23 protein-coding genes and 1 pseudogene are annotated in these 20,665 nt (G+C 42.5%); 12 read left to right on the forward strand and 12 right to left on the reverse strand.

Annotated features, from left to right (window positions below; genetic code table 11):
* The first annotated feature begins 78 nt into the window (after nt 1-78).
* Both typA and B9Y67_RS04210 read left to right on the forward strand, forming a co-directional pair.
* Entirely contained in the window at nt 79-1,926 is a 1,848-nt protein-coding gene (typA, locus tag B9Y67_RS04205; RefSeq protein WP_085505515.1) for a translational GTPase TypA, read from the forward strand.
* A gap of 129 nt (nt 1,927-2,055) precedes the next feature.
* Nucleotides 2,056-2,487 (forward strand): DUF4064 domain-containing protein, encoded by a 432-nt coding sequence (locus B9Y67_RS04210; protein WP_085505516.1) that lies wholly within the window; start codon nt 2,056-2,058, stop codon nt 2,485-2,487.
* Between the two features lie 214 nt (nt 2,488-2,701).
* On the opposite strand, the gene B9Y67_RS04215 is transcribed toward B9Y67_RS04210, so the two are convergent.
* The 4 genes from B9Y67_RS04215 to B9Y67_RS04230 form a co-directional block, all read right to left on the reverse strand.
* Nucleotides 2,702-2,893 carry a CsbD family protein gene (locus B9Y67_RS04215; protein ID WP_085505517.1) on the reverse strand — a complete coding sequence of 64 codons (192 nt, stop codon included), beginning with the start codon at nt 2,891-2,893 and terminating at the stop codon, nt 2,702-2,704.
* A 162-nt stretch (nt 2,894-3,055) separates the two neighbouring features.
* Nucleotides 3,056-3,742: a bacillithiol biosynthesis deacetylase BshB2 gene (gene bshB2, locus B9Y67_RS04220; RefSeq protein ID WP_176223911.1), complete on the reverse strand. Its 687-nt coding sequence runs from the start codon at nt 3,740-3,742 to the stop codon at nt 3,056-3,058.
* Between the two features lie 95 nt (nt 3,743-3,837).
* Complete coding sequence (locus tag B9Y67_RS04225; protein ID WP_085505518.1) at nt 3,838-4,434, reverse strand: potassium channel family protein; 597 nt, start codon at nt 4,432-4,434, stop codon at nt 3,838-3,840.
* A 9-nt stretch (nt 4,435-4,443) separates the two neighbouring features.
* Nucleotides 4,444-4,770 carry an ion channel gene (locus B9Y67_RS04230; RefSeq protein ID WP_085505519.1) on the reverse strand — a complete coding sequence of 109 codons (327 nt, stop codon included), beginning with the start codon at nt 4,768-4,770 and terminating at the stop codon, nt 4,444-4,446.
* A gap of 202 nt (nt 4,771-4,972) precedes the next feature.
* On the opposite strand from B9Y67_RS04230, the gene nadE reads away from it, so the two are divergent.
* Nucleotides 4,973-5,719, forward strand: a complete 747-nt coding sequence (gene nadE, locus B9Y67_RS04235; RefSeq protein ID WP_085505648.1) for an NAD(+) synthase — start codon at nt 4,973-4,975, stop codon at nt 5,717-5,719.
* Nucleotides 5,720-5,731: 12 nt separating this feature from the next.
* Nucleotides 5,732-6,292, forward strand: a complete 561-nt coding sequence (locus B9Y67_RS04240; protein ID WP_085505520.1) for a cysteine hydrolase family protein — start codon at nt 5,732-5,734, stop codon at nt 6,290-6,292.
* A gap of 34 nt (nt 6,293-6,326) precedes the next feature.
* On the opposite strand, the gene B9Y67_RS20610 is transcribed toward B9Y67_RS04240, so the two are convergent.
* Nucleotides 6,327-6,485, reverse strand: a complete 159-nt coding sequence (locus tag B9Y67_RS20610) for a hypothetical protein (RefSeq protein ID WP_176223912.1) — start codon at nt 6,483-6,485, stop codon at nt 6,327-6,329.
* Between the two features lie 278 nt (nt 6,486-6,763).
* On the opposite strand from B9Y67_RS20610, the gene B9Y67_RS04245 reads away from it, so the two are divergent.
* The 4 genes and pseudogenes from B9Y67_RS04245 (at nt 6,764) to B9Y67_RS04260 (ending at nt 9,280) form a co-directional block, all read left to right on the forward strand.
* Nucleotides 6,764-6,997 carry a DUF3006 family protein gene (locus tag B9Y67_RS04245; RefSeq protein WP_254901696.1) on the forward strand — a complete coding sequence of 78 codons (234 nt, stop codon included), beginning with the start codon at nt 6,764-6,766 and terminating at the stop codon, nt 6,995-6,997.
* 156 nt (nt 6,998-7,153) lie between these two features.
* A complete protein-coding gene (locus B9Y67_RS04250) occupies nt 7,154-7,726 on the forward strand; it encodes a sulfurtransferase TusA family protein (RefSeq protein ID WP_085505650.1) in 573 nt (190 codons plus the stop codon).
* 11 nt (nt 7,727-7,737) lie between these two features.
* Nucleotides 7,738-8,126 (forward strand): annotated as a pseudogene (locus B9Y67_RS04255) (DsrE/DsrF/DrsH-like family protein).
* A gap of 17 nt (nt 8,127-8,143) precedes the next feature.
* On the forward strand, nt 8,144-9,280 hold the full coding sequence (locus B9Y67_RS04260) for an MBL fold metallo-hydrolase (RefSeq protein WP_085505521.1): 1,137 nt from the start codon (nt 8,144-8,146) through the stop codon (nt 9,278-9,280).
* A 273-nt stretch (nt 9,281-9,553) separates the two neighbouring features.
* Here the strand turns inward: B9Y67_RS04260 and B9Y67_RS04265 are convergent, their stop codons facing one another.
* Both B9Y67_RS04265 and B9Y67_RS04270 read right to left on the reverse strand, forming a co-directional pair.
* Nucleotides 9,554-10,504 (reverse strand): IS3 family transposase, encoded by a 951-nt coding sequence (locus B9Y67_RS04265; RefSeq protein ID WP_139823724.1) that lies wholly within the window; start codon nt 10,502-10,504, stop codon nt 9,554-9,556.
* Nucleotides 10,462-10,770 carry a transposase gene (locus tag B9Y67_RS04270; RefSeq protein ID WP_085505303.1) on the reverse strand — a complete coding sequence of 103 codons (309 nt, stop codon included), beginning with the start codon at nt 10,768-10,770 and terminating at the stop codon, nt 10,462-10,464. The genes B9Y67_RS04265 and B9Y67_RS04270 overlap by 43 nt, the downstream gene beginning before the upstream one ends.
* Nucleotides 10,771-10,989: 219 nt before the next feature.
* On the opposite strand from B9Y67_RS04270, the gene B9Y67_RS04275 reads away from it, so the two are divergent.
* The 3 genes from B9Y67_RS04275 to B9Y67_RS04285 all read left to right on the forward strand — a co-directional run bounded on the left by B9Y67_RS04275 (nt 10,990) and on the right by B9Y67_RS04285 (nt 14,670).
* On the forward strand, nt 10,990-13,149 hold the full coding sequence (locus tag B9Y67_RS04275; protein ID WP_085505523.1) for an ATP-dependent helicase: 2,160 nt from the start codon (nt 10,990-10,992) through the stop codon (nt 13,147-13,149).
* A 72-nt stretch (nt 13,150-13,221) separates the two neighbouring features.
* On the forward strand, nt 13,222-14,211 hold the full coding sequence (locus tag B9Y67_RS04280) for a sodium:calcium antiporter (RefSeq protein ID WP_085505524.1): 990 nt from the start codon (nt 13,222-13,224) through the stop codon (nt 14,209-14,211).
* A 222-nt stretch (nt 14,212-14,433) separates the two neighbouring features.
* The gene (locus tag B9Y67_RS04285) at nt 14,434-14,670 is read left to right on the forward strand and encodes a group-specific protein (protein ID WP_085505525.1); all 237 of its coding nucleotides are present in this window, start codon (nt 14,434-14,436) and stop codon (nt 14,668-14,670) included.
* A gap of 38 nt (nt 14,671-14,708) precedes the next feature.
* Here the strand turns inward: B9Y67_RS04285 and mgtE are convergent, their stop codons facing one another.
* Together mgtE and ftsW are read right to left on the reverse strand one after the other, a co-directional pair.
* On the reverse strand, nt 14,709-16,037 hold the full coding sequence (mgtE, locus tag B9Y67_RS04290; protein WP_254901704.1) for a magnesium transporter: 1,329 nt from the start codon (nt 16,035-16,037) through the stop codon (nt 14,709-14,711).
* A 61-nt stretch (nt 16,038-16,098) separates the two neighbouring features.
* Complete coding sequence (ftsW, locus tag B9Y67_RS04295) at nt 16,099-17,286, reverse strand: putative lipid II flippase FtsW (RefSeq protein WP_085505527.1); 1,188 nt, start codon at nt 17,284-17,286, stop codon at nt 16,099-16,101.
* Nucleotides 17,287-17,427: 141 nt separating this feature from the next.
* Here ftsW and B9Y67_RS04300 point away from each other — a divergent pair, with 141 nt between their 5' ends.
* Nucleotides 17,428-18,597, forward strand: a complete 1,170-nt coding sequence (locus tag B9Y67_RS04300; RefSeq protein WP_085505528.1) for an FtsW/RodA/SpoVE family cell cycle protein — start codon at nt 17,428-17,430, stop codon at nt 18,595-18,597.
* Nucleotides 18,598-18,700: 103 nt separating this feature from the next.
* Here the strand turns inward: B9Y67_RS04300 and B9Y67_RS04305 are convergent, their stop codons facing one another.
* The 3 genes from B9Y67_RS04305 to B9Y67_RS04315 are packed head-to-tail and all read right to left on the reverse strand — an operon-like array spanning nt 18,701 to nt 20,585.
* Entirely contained in the window at nt 18,701-19,477 is a 777-nt protein-coding gene (locus B9Y67_RS04305; RefSeq protein ID WP_254901697.1) for an ABC transporter permease, read from the reverse strand.
* Complete coding sequence (locus tag B9Y67_RS04310) at nt 19,474-20,382, reverse strand: ABC transporter ATP-binding protein (RefSeq protein WP_085505529.1); 909 nt, start codon at nt 20,380-20,382, stop codon at nt 19,474-19,476. The genes B9Y67_RS04305 and B9Y67_RS04310 overlap by 4 nt, the downstream gene beginning before the upstream one ends.
* Complete coding sequence (locus tag B9Y67_RS04315; protein ID WP_062439427.1) at nt 20,382-20,585, reverse strand: PLD nuclease N-terminal domain-containing protein; 204 nt, start codon at nt 20,583-20,585, stop codon at nt 20,382-20,384. Before B9Y67_RS04315 ends, B9Y67_RS04310 begins: the two co-directional genes overlap by 1 nt.
* Between the last annotated feature and the right edge of the window lie 80 nt (nt 20,586-20,665).

A 20,665-nucleotide genomic window follows, 5' to 3' on the forward strand; every position in this document is an offset into this window, starting at 1 on the left:
GTGTTATAATAGTCAAGTTGAATAATTTTTGTACGTAAAGTCAGGCTTTTCTAAAAGCAAAAGAGGAGTGTATGCACCATGCAACACAGAAATGATATCCGTAACGTAGCGATCATCGCTCACGTTGACCACGGAAAAACTACGTTAGTTGATCAAATGTTGCGTTATTCCGGCACGTTCCGGGACAACGAGCATGTGGACGAACGCGCAATGGATTCGAATGATTTAGAAAAAGAACGCGGAATTACGATTTTAGCTAAGAATACCGCGATTAACTATAATGATACCCGAATTAACATTCTGGATACTCCCGGCCACGCGGATTTTGGTGGCGAAGTAGAACGGATCCTGAAAATGGTCGATGGCGTATTACTGGTCGTCGATGCTTATGAAGGGTGCATGCCGCAGACACGGTTTGTATTGAAAAAGGCATTAGAACAAAAGTTGACGCCGGTTGTCGTATTGAATAAAATCGACCGTCCTAGTGCCCGGCCGGAAGAGGTCGTGGATGAAGTATTGGACCTTTTCATCGAGCTTGGTGCTGATGAAGATCAATTGGAGTTCCCGGTAGTCTATGCGTCTGCATTAAATGGAACTTCCAGTGAAGAAGCTGAATTAGAGACTCAAAAAGAAACCATGGACCCTGTGTTCCAGACGATTATGGATAATATTCCGGCACCTGTCGAGAATTCAGATGACCCATTGCAGTTCCAGGTTACTTTGCTTGATTATAACGATTATGTCGGACGAATCGGAGTCGGCCGGATTTTCCGCGGCAGTATCAAAGTTGGACAATCCGTCGTCCTGATGAAAAAAGACGGATCCGTCAAAAACTTCCGCGTGACGAAGTTGTTTGGCTTCATCGGTCTAAAACGTATCGAAATTAAAGAAGCGAAAGCTGGAGACATCATTGCGGTTTCCGGAATGGAAGATATCAACGTCGGAGAAACCATTTGCCCTCCTGACCATCAAGAGGCAATGGAAATTCCACGTATCGATGAACCGACACTTGAAATGACGTTCCTCGTGAACAATAGTCCGTTTGCCGGACGTGAGGGCAAGTATGTTACATCCCGTCAAATTGAAGAACGTTTGATGACTCAGCTTGAAACAGATGTCAGCCTGCGTGTTACACCTACAGAATCACCTGACGTATGGATCGTAGCAGGCCGAGGAGAACTTCACCTGTCTATCCTGGTGGAAAATATGCGCCGTGAAGGTTTTGAGCTGCAATTGTCCAAACCGAAAGTCATCTTGAAAGAAGTAGACGGCGTAACATGTGAACCGGTAGAGCGCGTCCAAATTGATGTTCCAGAAGAATATCAAGGGGCGGTTATGGAATCAATCGGACTCCGTAAGGGTGAAATGCAGGATATGGTCAACGATGGTAATGGACAAGTCCGCTTGGAGTTTCTTGTACCATCCCGCGGCCTGATCGGCTACACGACTGAATTCTTGTCTCAGACACGTGGGTATGGAATTTTGAACCACACATTTGATGGCTATGCTCCCCTTGCCCAAGGGCAAGTTGGCGGTCGTCGTCAAGGTGTACTTGTTTCACTGGATAAAGGGAAATCTTCCACGTATGGCATTATGAACCTGGAAGATCGTGGAACGATTTTCGTCGATCCAGGTACAGAAGTTTATGAAGGCATGGTGGTCGGAGAGCATAATCGTGATAATGACCTGACGGTTAATATTACGAAAGAAAAACATTTGACCAACATCCGTTCTGCTAATAAAGACACCACGAATACGATCAAAAAGACTCGTAAACTTACGCTGGAAGAAGCGATTGAATATTTGGATGATGATGAGTACTGTGAAGTTACTCCGGAATCCATCCGTATCCGTAAAAAGATTTTGAATAAGAATGAACGTGAAAAAGAAGCGAAGAAGAAGAAACTGCAAAATGTAGAGAAGTAATAGATGCCCATTTGCCTGAACCATCATCAGGCAAGTGGGTTTTTTACTAGAACCTATCGTTGACTGGTATGTTATTCTTTTTAATGAAAAACAGGAATAATGCAACCTTTATATGGGAGTTGAAAATGTATGAAGCGGACTGCCGAAATAGTAGTGACCAGCATCGGGATTGCGCTCTTTGGCCTGATTGCCGGGATGCTTGGGATTGTACTTAATGCGAAAGACAATCCTGATTTCAGGAACACGTTGGAAGGAACTATTCAGCAGGATCCTGAAGCTAACCTGGAGGAGGTCAATATTGACCAGATGATAGAAGGGATAGCTGATGGTGCGATGGTCATTATAATAACAGCTGTGATTGCTTTACTTGCTGGTATATGGGCCATCTATATGTTAAAAGGAAATAAAAAGCCAAAGCTTGCCGGGATATTATTGATTGTCATTGCGGTTATGGCCACTATTGTAACCATTGGTGTCGCTGTGGTCGCCGGGTTATTCTATATAATAGCTGGTGTGCTCAGCATTGTTCGAAAACCTAAAGAAATGAATACAGAAACATAAGAAAAGCCGCTATCCTGAACCAGGAAGCGGCTTTTCGTCGTTGTCTAGGAAATTATAAAATTTTCTTAACTTTACGTGGTTGGTCCCATCCAGCTCCAGCGCCTACCCCCTCGAGGTCTTAAGTCAATCCTCTCTGTGACAAAAAACGTCACGGCGAGGCTTGTCTTAAGCTTGTCGGGGGTGAGCAAGGCGCTTGCGCTTTTGTTCTTTGCTTTTATTTTCCGTTATTAAAGCTATCTTTCATTTCACTTTTTTTCTCCTGAAATTCACCTTTATCCTTTTCGTTTTTTCCTTCTGCCTGCATCTTAGGATCGTTTTTTGCATTACCGACTTGATCTTTCATCTCGCCTTTAGCTTTTGACACGCCGGCTTTCATTTTATCGCTTAGACCTTTTTTATCTGCCATATGAAAGTATGCTCCTTTCTATGCAATGTCGTGTTTAATATGTACCCGCCCATAAGGAGCGCTAAACGATGTAAAGTTCTTTATCGTGGTGTGGTTTAGGGAGTCGTTTAGGAAAACGCGGGTTTCTTCACAAGTTAAAAAGCTGTCCGGCAGGACAGCTTTTCAGCTTACGGTATCGTTGTTCCAGTCATACGTATAAAAGCTCTCTTTGGTGACCCATTTCAACGCTTCTGGATCATTGACTTTCATTCCTTCCTCGATCATTTCCAGAATACGGGCCGTTTGTGATATATGAGCCCGCATGGCATCCAGTTTCTGCTTTTTCACTGCTTTGATATCATTGATGACATCGGGAGCACCAAGTTCATCAAATGTATTATTCGCAAAGGCAAGGCAATGCAGTTTCGGGCGGTCTGCGGGGGTAATTTCGCGAACTGCGCGTATAACAGCACGGGCAGTAGCCTCGTGATCGGGATGGACAGCATAACCTGGATAAAAAGTAATAATTAATGACGGGTTGATCTCTTTAATGAGGTCGCGGACCAATTGGGTCATTTTCTCATCATCTTCGAATTCCAATGTTTTGTCACGAAACCCCATCATCCGCAAGTCTTCAATCCCCATTGCTTTTGCAGCAAGCTTCAATTCCTCTTTCCGAATTAATGGGAGGGTTTCACGGTTGGCAAACTGAGGTTTGCCAAGATTTCTTCCCATTTCTCCCAAGGTTAAGCAGGCGTAAGTCAGCGGCGTCCCTTGGTTAATATAGGAGGAAATTGTACCGGAAACACCAAACGCTTCATCATCCGGGTGAGGGAAAATGACTAGCACCTGTCTTTCTTTTTCTATCATGATCAGCACTCCTTTAAAACGACTGCAAATAAAAATCCTCTGTCTGTTATTATCACGCACGATAAGAAGTTTTTAAAGTCATTTGCCCGGAGTGCTTATTCGAATGAGCTTTCTGTAAAAAATTTAATGTTCTTGGCATCGCCGAACAGGATCAATTTATCATCCGTTTGGATAATGGCATCTTTATCTGCCAGGCCAATAAATTCTCCCTTACGTTCAATCCCAAGGACGGAAATCCCGTAATCATCCTGAGTGCGAAGTTCGGTTGCTTTTTTATTGGCAAGCTTAGAGTTTTGACCAATCGTAATTTCCTCTACCTTATGATGGCCGGATTCTGCATGCATGATGGAATCGATATAATGGATGCTGGCAGGTTTGATCATAGAAAGAGCCATTCTTCTTCCGCCTATATCATTCGTGTTGACGACATGGTCAGCACCGGCACGTCTCATTTTATCTTCAGTTTCAAACTCTTCTGCCCGTACAATTGTCTCAATGTCTTTATTTAATCCCTTGGCTGTCAGTGTAATAAAAACATTCGCAGCATCATCGGAAGTAGTGATGACGATTCCCTTTGCTCTCTTAATCCCCGCATGGTTGAGCACGTCATTCCTTTTCGCATTATTCCTAATGTAAGGGATGTCTTCCGGAATCTTTTCTACTGCTTCTTCATCATTGTCAATGATAACCACCTCATAATTCTACTCGGAAAACTCTCTTAGAACCTGTTCCCCTACACGGCCGTAGCCACAAATAATATAGTGATTTTTCATACGTTTAATCTGGTTATCCATCTTTTTTCTCTCCCATTTTTTAGATAGTCGACCTTCAATCATAGATGCTGCCACAAAGGTCAGCAGGTAGGTTGAAAACCCCATAGTAAGCGGAACAAACAACATGGCGAAAATTTTCCCTGCATTGCTGACAGGAACCAAATCACCGTATCCGATGGCCAAAACGGATACGATTGTCATCCAGAAACTATCAAAAAATGTATAGTTTTCGATCTGCATGAACACAATGGTCATGATAAAAATCTAAGCAGCAAGTGTGATGCTGAATTGAACGGCGCGTCTATATGGCTTCGGCATAATCTCTCTCCTTACATGTCAATCTGTATAGGATTATTTCCTTACATACAACCGAGTAAACCAGAATGTTTAGAAACAGGTCTGGAAAGGAACTTGAGGTATAGATAAATGGTTAAAAAGAAGGAGAGATACAATGAGTATGGAAAGACGAGTCGAACATCTAGTTACTTGGATAAGGCAGCAGGCAGAGGGTGCTGGACTTAACGGTGCCGTGGTAGGTGTAAGTGGAGGAATTGATTCCGCGGTAGTAGCGAATCTGATCAAACGGGCTTTTCCGGAAAACTCCATCGGTGTCATCCTCCCAATTAATCAGCGAGTGGAAGATCAAAAGGATGCCGTAGCAGTAGTGCAAGAAGCTGATTTAAAATATGTTGGTATCGAGTTGACCCAAAGTTATCAGACCACTTATAACGAGATACAGGAACAGTTACGGCAAAGTCAGGATTGGAATGAAGAGAACGCTCAGTTGAACGGTGCTAATCTCCAGGCGAGACTGCGTATGAGCACTTTATATTCAGTCGCTGCAAATTACGGCTATCTAGTGGTAGGGACAGACAATGCTCCTGAACATTACACCGGATACTTCACGAAATATGGGGATGGCGGTGTCGATCTTGTCCCACTTATCCATCTGACTAAAGGAGAAGTCAAGGAGATGGCTCGCTATCTAGGTGTACCTTCTCAGGTCGTCGATAAGAAACCGAGTGCAGAATTGTGGGAAGGTCAAACGGATGAGGAAGAAATGGGTGTTTCCTACGATACGATAGACGCATACTTGCGAGGCGAAGAAATAGCGGAGAAAGATAAAGAAATTATCGAAGCTCTTCACCGGAAATCGGCACATAAACGAATCATGCCGGCTGAACCGCCAAAATTCGAATCATAGAGGAGTAATAGAATGCAGCAATCCAATACAGCCTTGTTGATTATAGACGTCATTAATAAAATGGATTTTGATGGAGGAGAAGACTTACTTGAAAATGGCTTGGAGATGATAGATAATCTCCATACATTTAAGCAAGAGGCAAAAGCCAAAAACATTCCTGTCATTTATGTTAATGACAACTTTGGCCTCTGGCAGGATAATGCTGAAGAAATAGTGGAAGAGTGCAGAAAAGGAAAAGGAAAACCCATCGTTGAAAAGATGAGACCGGCTAATGACGACTTTTTTGTTATCAAACCAAAACATTCCGGCTTTTATGGTACCCAGCTGGATATCCTCCTGACACAAATGGGAGTAAATCGGCTCATCCTGACAGGATTGACAGGAGATATGTGTGTATTGTTTACAGCTAACGGTGCCTACATGCGCGAGTACGACCTTTATATCCCGGAGGATTTGGTCGCGTCGGAAGATAAAAATGATAACAGTAATGCATTACAGATTATGAAGCGGTCATTATTTGCCGATATTACGCCAAGCGTTGATTTCAATTTTGAAAAAGTCATGAACCAGTAAAAAAATCCGTCTGTCATCCATGACAGGCGGATTTTTATTTTGTTTTAAAAGTGGCAATACTCTGGATAACCAAATGTTCGGTTTGATTATCATCCTTGATTTCAATTTCGCCTTCTTCTCCCGTGTCCGTATAGCCAATGACTCCGAAGCTGATCATGAAAATGACCAATAAGGCTAATAAAAACGTGCGCACTGTTGTTCCTCCTTCATCATGTCTATGTTTATTCTATAATAAAACAGGGAATAAAACGACATTTATATTACATTTTCTTTACAAAATGTATCAAATAAGTCTTTTGTCATAATCTATTTTGATTAATTTTGAGCCATACCTATCATAAAATCCAAATAATTCGACAAAATCCAAGAAATACCTGTTTTTAATTTTCTGACAAGGGTAGGGATAACTAAGAGAAGAAATGATACAGGCTAATATCTCCAACTAAACTACGAAGAGAGGGAGACATCCTAATGATTAATCAATACACCTTGGACCGTTTTGAAGGGCTGTACGCTGTACTTGTTGATAAAGGCAACAAGCATAATGAAATGATGGTGTTAAAAGAAAGGCTGATTGCTTTTGCGAAAGAAGGAGATACCTTAGCCATAGATTTTGATAGTATCGGTAACTTAAGACATGTAGAAATTATTAAGTCCAATAATGAGGAAGCGGATATTCCAGAAAAAGAGTTAGAAGGATTGTAAATGGCATTCATAATTATTTTATTTTTCAAGCACACCAATTGGGGTGCTTTTTTTATACCTAAATATAAAAAAGTTGCCGACAAACCAATGGCAATAATAACTCAGCATATTAAAAGAAAGCTTATCAATAATAAGGACGAAAGGAGTGAATACAAGGTGGAAGTTACCGTCAATAAAGTGGTTGATGCTAAAGGACTAGCCTGTCCAATGCCCATTGTTAAAACCAAAAAAGGAATCGAAAGCTTAGATCCGGGTATGGTTATGGAAATTCAGGCAACGGACAAAGGGTCGACGACCGATATTAAAGCCTGGGCTGAAAATACCGGACATCAATATTTAGGTTCTACGCAAGAAGGCGATGTATTCAAACATTATTTGAGAAAAGCCAGTGCAGATGAAGAGAAAACAGAAACGAAACATAAAGATATTATGGCTTTGGATGATTTGCTGCAGAAGATAGAAGGTAATGAAAAAGTTACTGTCATCGATGTCCGTGAACCTGCTGAATACGCATTCGGCCATATCCCTGGTGCTATTAACATTCCTTTGGATGAACTAGAAAAACGGTTTGAGGAAATGGATAAAAATGATGATATTCATGTGGTTTGCCGAACAGGCAGCCGTAGTGATCTAGCTGCACAGAAAATGGCTGCGAAAGGATTTGAAAATGTCAAAAATGTGGTTCCCGGCATGAAAGAATGGTCAGGACCGACAGAACAAAATAACTAGGAGGATGAAAAATGAAAGTAGCTATTATAGCAGCGAATGGCGGAATGTTCGATGCATATAAAGTATTCAATATTGTACAGCCGCTGCAGCGACAGATGCTGAAGTCGGCATCTTTTTCACGTTTGAAGGGTTGAATTTGATTCACAAGGAAGGACACAAACAATTGCCGATGCCTGAAGGAACAGAACATTTCCAGGAAGGTTTTCAACGTGCCAATGTTCCTCCAATAGAAGAATTGGTAAGCATGGCAAGTGAAATGAATGTGAAAATGATCGCCTGTCAGATGACAATGGACGTGATGAGCTTAGAGAAAGACCATTTTGTGGAGGGTATAGATGTTGGTGGAGCTGCCAGCTTTTTGAACTTTGCGAATGATGCCAACATCACGCTCACATTTTAAATGAAAGGAGAATAGGAATGAGCATAGGCCAACAGGTCAAAGAAGTTACAGTAAAGGAACTTACCAAGAAAATCTTGTCAGGGGAAAAGGTTTTTATTTTAGATGTCCGAAATACCGATGAGTTTGATGATTGGAAAATTGAAGGTGAAAACGTAGATGTTGTGAATAAACCTTACTTCGAATTATTAGAAGGAATTGATCCAGTCGTCGACCATTTGCCAAAGGATAAACCGATTTATACGATTTGTGCCAAAGGAGGATCTTCTCAATTTGTCGCTGAGCAGATCGCCGAGGCAGGGTACGATAATGTCTATTCAATTGCTGGAGGAATGAAAGCATACAGTGAACACTTAGAGCCGGTTGAAATCGGAACGGTTGCCGGTGGTAGTTTGATTCAGTTCGTCAGGATCGGAAAAGGTTGTTTGTCTTACCTGGTCATATCGGATGGCGAGGCAGCAATGATTGATACAAACAGGATGCTGGAGCCATATGAACAGATGATTAAGGAAAAAGGCGTAAAGCTGACCCATGTGTTCGACACTCATCTGCATGCCGACCATATTTCAGGAGGAAAAAAGCTGGCTGATAAACAGCAGGCTTCTTATTATTTACCTCCGAAGGATGCCGATGAAGTAACATATGATTATAGCCCCTTGCATGACGGCGATGAATTTCAGTTAGGGCAAACGACCATCAAAGCTATATACTCTCCCGGCCACACCATTGGGAGTACGTCTTTTATTGTCGATGATAAGTATCTACTCACGGGAGACATTCTGTTCATCGATTCCATCGGTCGTCCTGACTTGGCAGGAAAGGCTGAAGATTGGGTGGCTGATTTACGTAACACCCTTTATGAGAGATATAAATCTCTGCCGGATAGCCTGACTGTTCTGCCTGCCCACTATATGAGCATCAAAGAAATGAGTGAAGACGGAAGCATTTCAGAAAATCTCGGGATCCTCTATAACGAGAATCATGGGTTGAACATCGAGGACGAAAATGAATTCCGAAGCGCGGTGACAGACAACTTGCCGCCACAGCCAAACAGCTACCAGGACATCCGTGAAACAAATATGGGAAAACAAAAACCAGAAACAGAAGCTCAGCGGGAAATGGAGATCGGCCCAAACCGTTGTGCGATTCGGGAATAGCTAAGAAACCAGTAAGCCCCCAGGGGTGGCTGGTTTCTATTTTTGTTGGGTTTATGAGACAAAATGACTAAAAGAGAGAATACATAACGTTAAAGGAGAATTTATGAAAAGAAGAGAGGTGATTTCAGGGACAAAAGAGACAAATTGGAATTCTGTCAATAAAGTGGACAAAAATAGATCACTCAGCGGGCCACTTTTTCTTCCGCGTGTTTTCTTCCGAAACACTTGGATGCCTCCGCATAAAGGGAAGGATACCAAAACCGATCCTACCCTTTATGCAGAGGGAGTTTGTTCTGAAGCGAGCTTCTGACTTTGGCCCGAATAATAGGCCTTTTCTTTTTCAATAGGGCTCTTATCATCCAAGAAGGAATGCATACGCTTCTGGTTATAAAATTTAATATAAAATTGAACAGCTAAAATAGCTTCAGCTTTTGTAGGGAATACGTATTTATACAAGTACTCCTTTTTTAATGAGGCAAAGAAACTTTCGACACAGGCGTTATCATAGGGTGTGCCTTTCCGACTCATGCTTATTGTAGCTTGGGCTTCTTCAAGGGTTTCTACATAAGCCCTGGAACAGTATTGGGATCCTTGATCTGAATGATGGATCCATCCTGCTTCTGGCTCCCGAAGGGAGATAGCTTCTTCTAAGGCATGTAGAGATAGCGATTGTTTCATATGGTCGTCAATACGAAAACTGATAATACGGCGAGAATACAGGTCCATGACAGGATTTAGATACAAGAATCCTTCACCAGTATGAATATAGGTAATATCTGTAGCCCAGACCTTGTTCGGAGCTTCTGGTTGAAACTCTCGTTTCAAATGGTTAGGAAAAGTTTGATTGGCATGTTTCGAATCGGTAGTCGCTACAAATTTCTTTGGTGGCACTGCATACAGTTCTAACTCTCTCATACGGTTAGTCACTTTCTTCAAGGAAACCGATAGTCCATCCTCATCCCGGATTTTTTTATGAATACGAGGGCTGCCGTAACACCCATGATTATCGTGATAGTGAAATAGAATTCGCTCATCTAAATAACGATTGAATGCTTCCCGCTCTGTTTCTGGCCGCTCTAACCTGTGGAGGTAAGCATAATAGCCTGATGTAGACACACCAAGAACTTCGCACATCTTCGATACGGTGTGTTCTGTACGATGTTCATAAATGAACTCGAACTTTACTCTTTTTCTTGCGTGAAGATGTGCATTGCCTTTTTTAATATTTCGGCTTCCTCCTGAGCTTCAAGCTTCTCTTGCCGTTCTTTTTCATACATCTCTTTGTACTCAGAGGCCGTTAATAGCTGGTTTTGTTCCTCTTTTTCTGCGTTCTTCTGCTTGTCACGATAGCTCCCTACCCACCGCTTAACGGTACCGTAAGGTAAATTGAGCTTGTTGCAAATATCAGTCATTTTATGTCCGTCTAGGACAATCATTTTAGCTACATACTCTTTAAATTCCGAACTGTAACTCTTCATTTTTTTAGTCAAGTGAACACGTCCTTAATTTAAGCTTTAGGTCGATTAAAACATGGCTCACTACCTGTGTCCACTTTCTATACTAGTTCCAAAATTCAAAAATATGAGAGACAAATCTTCAAAAAAGAGAGAATTATTATACGTAATTGAGATGATAGATGAGTGATAAGTGCTTGCCCAGCAATTATGATATAATACAAACAAACGTTCTAGAAAAAGGTGGGGTGAGGCATGGAAGATTTACTGCAAGGACTGAATGAAGCGCAGCAGCAGGCAGTTACTTCCACGGAAGGATACATACGAGTCATCGCCGGGGCAGGATCAGGAAAAACAAAAGCGTTGACACACCGTTATGGCTTCATTGTTAATGCATTAGGGATCGAGCCTTCCAACATGCTGTGTGTGACGTTCACCAATAAAGCAGCCCATGAAATGCGGAGACGATTCAAACAATTGATTGGCGGAGAGCAGGATACCGGCTTTATCACAACATATCATGGATTTTGTGTCCGTGTGCTGCGGGAGGACATCCATCGGCTATTCTATCCGAAAAATTTCGTCATTCTGGATGTGGAAGATCAAAAAACAATTCTCCGGGAGATTTTCGAAGACTTAGGTTTAAAAATGAATGATAAAACATTCAAGCGGCTGCTCGATAAGATCGGCATACTGAAAGGAAACACCCATTATGTTCAGCAAATGGTCCAGCGGGGAGAGATGCCGGCAGAAGAAGCGGGGGACGACCTGGATGGTCGGATTATCCAAATGTATTTGAAAAAACAAAAACGGGTATTCGGTCTGGACTTTGGTGACTTGATTAATTTCACATTTGTTTTATTCAGTCAATATCCCAAGGTATTGGAAAAGTGGCAGGACCGGTTGTTTTATATTCAGGTAGATGAATTTCAGGACAGTAATGCCAAGCAATTCGAACTTGTACGGATGCTGGCAGAAAAGCATGGGAATTTGTTCGTTGTTGGTGACCCGGATCAGACGATCTACGAATGGCGGGGAGCCGATCCCAAATATATCGTCGACTTCGAGGAGTACTTTCCTTCAGCTGAAACAATTTTCCTGAACCGGAACTATCGGTCGAGTCCCGAAATATTATCGGCGGGTAATTCGCTGATCAAGCATAACTACTTTCGTGTCGATAAGGAAATGGTTACCGATAATGCAGGTGGCTTAAAGGTTATCCATTATCATGGCAAGGACGAGCAAGAAGAGGCGGCCTGGGTGGTGGATAAAATTAATGAGCTGATTGACACGAAGCAGGTCAGTTATAATGACATCGCCATTTTATATCGCGCCAATTACTTATCCCGTTTCATCGAACAAGCGCTTATCAAAGAAAGCATAGAGTACACCATTTTGGGCGGCTTCAAGTTTTTTGACCGGATGGAGGTCAAAGATGCCCTTGCTCATCTTAAGATGATAGCGTTTGAAGATGACTTGTCTTTTTCAAGGATTATCAATGTACCGAAACGTCAAATCGGAAAGAAGCGGATGCATTTTCTCAGGGAACGGGCGGAAACGGAAGGCTTATCCTTATATGGTGCGTTGAAAACATATGCGGATTATCCCCGGCTACACCGTACAGGAGCGCAAGCTTTCATCGAGGCGATCGAATCATTAAAAGTAAAAAGAAAATCAATGAACATCTCTGAGCTGTTACAGGAGGCTCTCCAGCAGACCGGATACGAAGCTTATATCCGGGAAGATGGGGATCAGGATCGTCTGGATAACCTTACCGAGCTGCTTCATTCCATCGTGCAGTATGAACAGACACTGGGGGAAGACATCGAGTTGGAAGAATATTTGCAGATGCTGACTCTTTATACGGAACATGACCGGGAAGCACAAGCGGAAACTGTCAAAATGATGACTATCCATACGGCCAAGGGGCTGGAGTTTCCGTATGTCTTTTTTGTCGGAATGACAGAAGGGATCATCCCCAATGTCCGGACCTTAAGAGAACGGAAAGAGCGCGGCCTGGAAGAGGAACGGAGGCTTGCCTATGTAGCTATAACCCGGGCAGAAAAGGAACTGTATCTGACGGAATCTGAAGGTTTCCAGAGCGGCGGCCTGCAAAAGTATCCCTCCCGGTTTATTTTTGAAATCGAAGAAGCAGCATACCAGCGCATAGGTTTATTGGATGAAGAGTTGATCAAAGAAGCGAAGCAGTATATCGAGGCGTATGCCCATCCTGAACAAGCATCAACTGATAGCTTTCATGAAGGGTCTCGCGTCAGGCACCCTGTGTTTGGTGAAGGTAAAATCGAAAGTATTGATGAAAAGAAAAACACGTATGTGATATTCTTTGATAAGCTGAAAGCGCCAAGACCGATCAGCAGAAATTTTAAGAACCTCGAATTTATGGATGATCAGTAAAGCGACAGTAATCATATGGTTGATATTTTGCGTACTGGGTATATACCCGTAGAATAAAAACGGAGGGTCATCATGATTTATGTCATTTTTATAATTGCAGCTGTCGCTACCATCTATTTAAGTGTTAAAATCTCCAATTATGTAGATGTCATTGATAAAAAATCAACATTGAAAGCAGCCTTGTTAGGGGTGCTGCTTGGTGGTGCCACTTCATTACCGGAGGTTACTACCAGTGTCACCTCTGTCATCATTGATAACCCGGATATTGCAGTCGGGAATGTAATGGGAAGCAACATGTTCAATTTATTGATACTGGCTGTCATGGATGCGATTTTCAGAAGGAAACGTATCTTTAACCATGCAACCAATGAAAACTTTTATACCATGGGCCTATTTATGCTGCTGTCGTTAACAGTAGTCGTCTCGATCCTTATCCCGATTCCTTTTTCTTTTTTCGGCATCGGATGGGAATCCATTGCCATGGTTGTTATGTATGGCATAGGCGCGAAGATCATTTCAAAGGCAGGGGACGAACAGAAGGAATCTGAACCGGAGGGACAAGCGGAAGTCTATGGGGCTTATAAACATGTCACCTTGAAGCGTGCAGTCATTGGATTTATCATATCCGCCATTTTAGTATTGGCGGCGGGTTCAGCTTTGACTATCTCAGCAGATAAAATTGCAGTCATTACCGGGCTGGGTTCCAGTTTTGTCGGTACATTTCTTGTCGCTGCTTCCACGTCATTGCCTGAAGCGGTTTCTGTATTTGTAGCTTTGAAATTAAGGAATTATCCTTTAGCGATTGGTTCCATCCTGGGGAGCAACTTGTTTAATCTGATGATTTTAGTAGGAACCGATGTATTGTACTGGCAAGAAGCCATTCTCCAAACAGTCAGCAATACCCATGCCATTACTACCTTGAGTGCGATGGCATTAGGACTGTTAGCGATTTATCCAATCATTCGTGTCCAGGTGAAAAATAAACTAACGTATGTCATTCCATCTTTATTGATGGTTATAACCTACTTCATTTCAAGTTATCTTATTTATGTAAATTCATAAAAGTTAGAGAGGGGAAAGCGTCGTTTCACAGCCCATCGCTTCCCTTTCGGTAACGGACCCAACTATCTTGAAACTGAGTCTTCAGCAATTGGGAGCTTATCCGCAAGAACAACACGGGGATTTAACAGAGCTTAAGAAAGAGGGGAGTTTTTTTAGGGATTTTTATGGGTAAGCATGTAGTAAGTCTCAATATAAATTATTAAAGATGGAGGTTTGTTAAACATGGCAGAGTGCAATATTGATCATGGTCAAGACGATGTAAAGAAAAAACTGATTAGTCAGGAAGAATTCCTACCTGATGAACTTGCAGTGAAAATGCATATCTATTTAAAGGATATTCGTTCTCAAGAAGAGCTTAATGATATTTTCCATCTCTTGAAAAAATACGATACAGCTTCTGAACAAGATCGTGAGGAAAGAAACGAACAACTGAGGAAGTATGTAGCTGAAATCGAATAAATGATAAAAGGTCTGGCCCTGAACTGGGCCAGACCTTTTTACATCATAAACTCGATTAGAAGTCTTGCTAAACTAAAATAAATAAATAAGGATAGAATGTCATTGATAGTCGTAATTAGTGGTCCGGAAGCAACTGCAGGGTCGACATTGAATTTATGAAGCAGGAGCGGGATACTTGTCCCAGTCAAGGTACCGATAATAATGGTCAGCAGCAATGATAACCCTACGACAGCTCCTAACGCCATATTTCCTTGCCATAAATAGGCTACCACTAATATAAGCACACCGCATATCACTCCCATGATGATCCCGACGAACATTTCTCTTAATAGCAGCCTGGTGACTGTCTTTTTATCCAGGTCGTGAGAAACCAATCCCCGGACGACAATGGCTAATGATTGAGTCCCTGTGTTACCAGTCATACCTGCAATCAATGGCATAAAGAAGGCAAGTGCAACCACCGCATCCAATGTCTCTTCAAAGGTGCTGATGATACTTCCTGAGACCAGGCCAATAAATAATAATAAAATCAGCCACGGCAGTCGCCGGTAGGAAGCGGTCAACGAGTTGGTTTCGAATGTAATATCTTTACCAGAAGCAGACAACTTTTCGATGTCTTCATTCGCTTCCTGGATGACGACATCAATGACATCGTCGACCGTGATAATCCCTTTCAGATGGTTTTCCTCATCTACAACCGGGACCGCAAGGAAATCATAACGCTCGATTACCTGGGCTACTTCCTCCTGGTCCATTCCTGTCGGTACCGAAATAACCCGATGGGAAATCAAATCCTCCATCGTTTCATTCATATCCGCTAGAATCAGGTCACGGTATGAGACAACGCCAACCAGCTTTTTGTCCTCATCAATGACATACAGGTAATTGATGGTTTCGGCTATCGCTGCAAATGATTTTAATTTATCAACGGTCTCGCGCACGCTTGCAGATTTAGAAATCCATACAAAACGGTTCGTCATCAGTCTTCCTGCAGTCTCGGCGGGATAGTTCATGATATTTTGTACATGAGTAGATTCCTGTTCTTGCATGCGCGAAAGATAATATTCTACCCGTTCTTTAGGAAATTGATCGAGCATATAAGCCAAGTCATCATTATCCATTTTGTTTAAAACAGCAACAGACTTACTCGTACTCAATTGGTTGAGCATTTTCAACTGATCTGGTTGTTCCAGTTCCTGGATCAGCTTTACCAGCTGTACTTCGTCCACTAGAGACAAAAATTTAGTTTTCAGCTTTTCGGGTAGTTGGAGATAGATTTGCCGTAAGTCATAAGGCTGGATATCATCCACTAGTTCCATTAACTTTGGCTGATTGTTTTCTTTGACCAAATCTAAGATCTCTAACATAAGTTCACTGTCATACTCAATTTTTGCAGTCAAGGTATTCCCCCCTTTTACAACAGGTACGTCATCCGTTCCATACCGGACGGTGGTATGTCTTTTCATCTTTTACCCTGTTAGGAGGGGTAGTATTCCCAGATTTCTTATACTTTAAGCGGTAATTTTGCTGCAAAGAAATGTTCATCATAATGCCTAGGGAAATAAAGGTGATGACCATGGAAGTCCCTCCATAACTAATCAATGGCAGAGTTATCCCTGTAATTGGAAGCATCCCTGTAACTGCTCCTAGGTTGATCATCGCCTGAGAAATGATTTGAAAGGTGAACCCTAATGCCAATAACTTCCCGAACGGATTTTCTGTTTTTTGAAAAATATGGAATCCTTTAAACAAAAGCAACAAGTATAGAATCATAGTCATGGCTACCCCAAGGAACCCCAACTCCTCAGCTATAATCGCCATGATGAAATCCGTATGGGCTTCCGGCAAGTATCCCAGTTTTTGGACACTGTTAGCCAGCCCGGTTCCGGTGACACCGCCAGTTCCAATAGACAGGTAAGAATTGACCAGTTGAAATCCACTTCCATCAGGATCAGCGAAAGGATTGATGAAGGAGGTTAGACGCTCCAGCCTGTATGACGCAGAAAATGCCAAAACAGCGATCCCGGCAGCGGCAGTACCTGCCAATGCCCAAAAATGTACCTGTCTTATTCCTGATACAGATAAAATCAATCCACAAGCAAGAAGAATTGACGTGCCAGTTCCGAGGTCAGGCTGCACTAATATCAGTCCGAACCCGGCACCAAGTATAATTAATGGTGGGAGTACCCCTTTTGTGAAGCTTTCTATATCCTTTTGTTTATTGGTATATACTTTGCTGAAATAAACGATGAACGCTATTTTTGCCAGTTCTGATGGCTGGAAAATCAACGGACCGGCCCCGAGCCACCGTTGCGAATAGTTTCTTTCAATACCGACACCAGGAATCAGGACTGCTATCAGTAAAAGGAAAGTCAAAAAGACTATTGGTATGATCCATCGTCCATATAATTGGTAGGGGAAGATGCTGACGAAGAAAAATAGCGTCAGTCCAATGATCAGCCATATCAATTGTTTGTTAAAAAAATACTGAGGGTTACCATGTTTAATCTCTGCAAAGGCAAAACTGGAACTATAGACCATTAACAGTCCGAATATACCCAGGAGTAGTATGATAGCAAGCAGACCGAAATCATAGCTCCGCAAAATCTGTTTCATATTGGGCCTCCTTATGTGATTTTCATTATTAAATCTGGTATAAATATGTTTCATCATCCCTCATATTGTATTAGAATCTATATGTATGGAAAGCAGTTTTTTTCTCTTACATCATTTTGATAAACCTTGAGGATGATTTGAATGACATTTGAAGAGCGCTTTGATTGGCGCCTGTTTTTTATTATGTTAGCCTTGTTCACCATCAGTTGTGTCGCCATATACAGTGCAATCCAGACGAATCAGTATTCTGATAACTATGTATTGAGGCAGATTATGTGGTACATACTTGGCAGCTTTATCATTGCTGGAATGATAATGATTGAGCCTATTCAGTATAAAGGGTTGAGTTGGTATGTATACGGAGCCGGCATGTTGATTCTGCTTGCGCTTGTCGTGGCACCGGCAAGTATAGCTCCAGTCATCAACGGACAAAAAAGCTGGTTTCTTCTGCCAGGAATAGGATCAATCCAGCCTTCGGAATTTATGAAAATATTTACGATTCTTGTCTTAAGCAGAGTAATCGTCAACCACAATAAGGAAAATCAATTTAAGACTACTAAGACTGATTTCGTTCTCCTGATGAAAATTATGGGGGTCACATTCGCTCCAATCATGCTGATTATGCAGCAACCGGACTTCGGAACAGCTCTGGTTTATCTGGGAATTATGTCAGGATTGATTATTGTTGCGGGTGTAACCTGGAAGCTGATTCTTCCGATTTATGGATTGATTGGAGCAGTGGGAGGTACGGTGTTTTACCTCGTCATCCAGGCTCCTGATGTACTGCGAAAGTATTTAGGAATCCAGGAGTATCAATTTGGAAGAATCTATGCCTGGCTTGAGCCCTATAAATACCAGTCCGGTGAAGGGTATCATCTCATTAAGTCTTTGCAGGCGATTGGGTCCGGCATGTTGACGGGGAAAGGATTTGGCGGGGGAGAAGTGTATATCCCCGAAAGTCATACCGACTTCATTTTTAGTGTAATAGGAGAAGAATTCGGTTTTGTTGGCGCCTGTCTGGTGATTCTGGTTTTCTTTTTATTGATTTACCATTTAATCCAGCTGGCTATTAGGGCAAATTATTCCTACAGTGCCTATGTTTGCGTAGGCGTTGTCAGTATGATTACTTTCCACGTGTTTCAAAATATTGGTATGACCGTTCAGCTTCTTCCAATTACAGGTATTCCATTGCCATTCATCAGTTATGGCGGCAGCTCGCTGCTCGCGAACCTGATGGCGATCGGGCTCGCTTTTGCTGTTCATTACCATCAGCGTGAATTCATGTTTGGCGATAACAATTTACAAGATTAAAGGAAAAGGGAGAGTGCTGCAACTTGCACCCTCCCTTTTGTTAAATCTTGGAGGGCTCCGGGGTGTTTACGTAAACACCCCGGAGCCCTCCAAATGCTGGGAATCAGGCCATTTCTTTCGTGCGGAAAGTGTAGATGGCTGCTGCCAGCAAGGCTATGCTAATTCCTATCGTGATGAGGGCAGTAGCCCAAAGGTCGCCAGATATGTTTCCTTCGCTTAACATCATTCTAATATAAGGGCTCAGTTTAGCAGGGCTCCAGTCCAGAATATGATTCAGTACGGTCGTAACGATACTGGTAAGGATGACCAGCACTATTGTCATAAATCCGACCAGGCCTGGCACTTTGAATAAGCTATTCATGAATACAGAGATACTGATGACGAACAACAGCCATAACCCATAGAAAAACCATGTGGCTAAAAGGTGTAAAAAGGAAATGTCACCAAACAGTAAATTGACATAATACCAGCTTGCCAATAACCCGGCAAACAAAGAAACCAGTACCAGAACACTGGTAGCCGTCCATTTTGCAGATACATACGTGCTGTATTTCACCGGTTTTACCAGCACCAGTTCTGCAACACCACTTTTTCTTTCGCTTGCTATAAGTCCCATCGACATTAAGGAAATCACCAGTACGCCAAGCTGACTGAACTGGGCCAGGCTCATCATTAGGACGTCATGTGGCGGAGGTGTCGGTATGTCAAAAGATGCTCCCTCAGGTAGGCCGCCAACGGATTCAATGATCTGTGGAAGATAGTAAGTCGACAATGGATCAGATAACCCCAGCAGAATGAAAACAAGAGGCACCCAAATCCATTTGAAATTCCGGCCCGATTCAAGCATTTCCCGTTTGAACACGGTCAGAAATTGCATCATGACTTCACCACCTTCATGAATAAGTCCTCCAGTGATGCGCGGCCGACTTCAAACCGTTCCAGTGGCCAGTGTTCTGACTGAACCAATTGCAAAAGTTCATCCCTTGCCTGGGTGGTATCTGTAACGAATATATGGTGTATTCCCCTGTTCGACTCTATACGCATGACAGAAGGAAGAGCTGTCAATAAACTTTCATCGGGTACAAAATCTTTCTGGAAGGCGACATCGATTTTATCGACGCGATGCTTTTGCCTTACCATCTCCATCGGTCCCGACTCTACAATTTCGCCATTATGCATCATCAGAAGCTCATCGCTGACTTCTTCTGCATCATTTAATATATGAGTAGAAAAAAGCAAGGTTGTTTCCTGCTTCAACTCTTCCATCAAATTAAGCACTTCCCTGCGCCCAATCGGATCGAGTGCAGATACTGGCTCATCCAGCATCAACAACTTCGGCTGGTGAATCATAGCCTGGGCAATGCCAAGCCGCTGCTTCATCCCACCAGAATACTTTCCTATCCGCTTATTTTTTGCATCAGCAATGCCGACACGGGCAAGTAATTCGTCCGCCCGTGCAGCCGCTGTTTTTTTATCAAGGTTAGCAAGCCTAGCTACATATACTAGAAACTCTTTGCCTGACATCCAGGAATGGAATACGGGGTGTTGGGGCAGATAGCCGATGTGATAGCGGATATCCGTCTGATCATCCAGTCCTTCAAAAGAGATGCTCCCGCCGTTTGAGCGGATCAAACCGGACAACATCCGTAACGTTGTCGTTTTGCCCGCTCCATTGGGACCAAGCAACGCGACACAAGTTCCCTTGTTGATTGAAAAATCGATTCCACGGATGACAGGACTGCCATCATAATTTTTCTTCAAGTTTTTTACCGTGAGCAGCGCCATTACTCTTGTCTCCTTCCGATCACAAAATACAAGATAGGTCCTATCATATTAAGAAGCAGGATGATGAACAGCCACATGATCTTTGGACCGTTTGTCCGTTCAATCCGGAACCAGTCAATCAGCGCCACCACTTGTAAAATCAGCTGAATGACAATCAACGGTGCGATAAGCGCCCAGTTGACACTTTCAAATAACTCTGCCATATGAATCCCCCCTATAATTCCTATACATCTAATCTTACGAATGATTATAGGAAAAAGCTTCATATTTTTATAGAAATATT

The organism is Thalassobacillus devorans (assembly GCF_900176565.1).
GTDB classification, from domain to species: domain Bacteria; phylum Bacillota; class Bacilli; order Bacillales; family Halobacillaceae; genus Thalassobacillus; species Thalassobacillus devorans_A.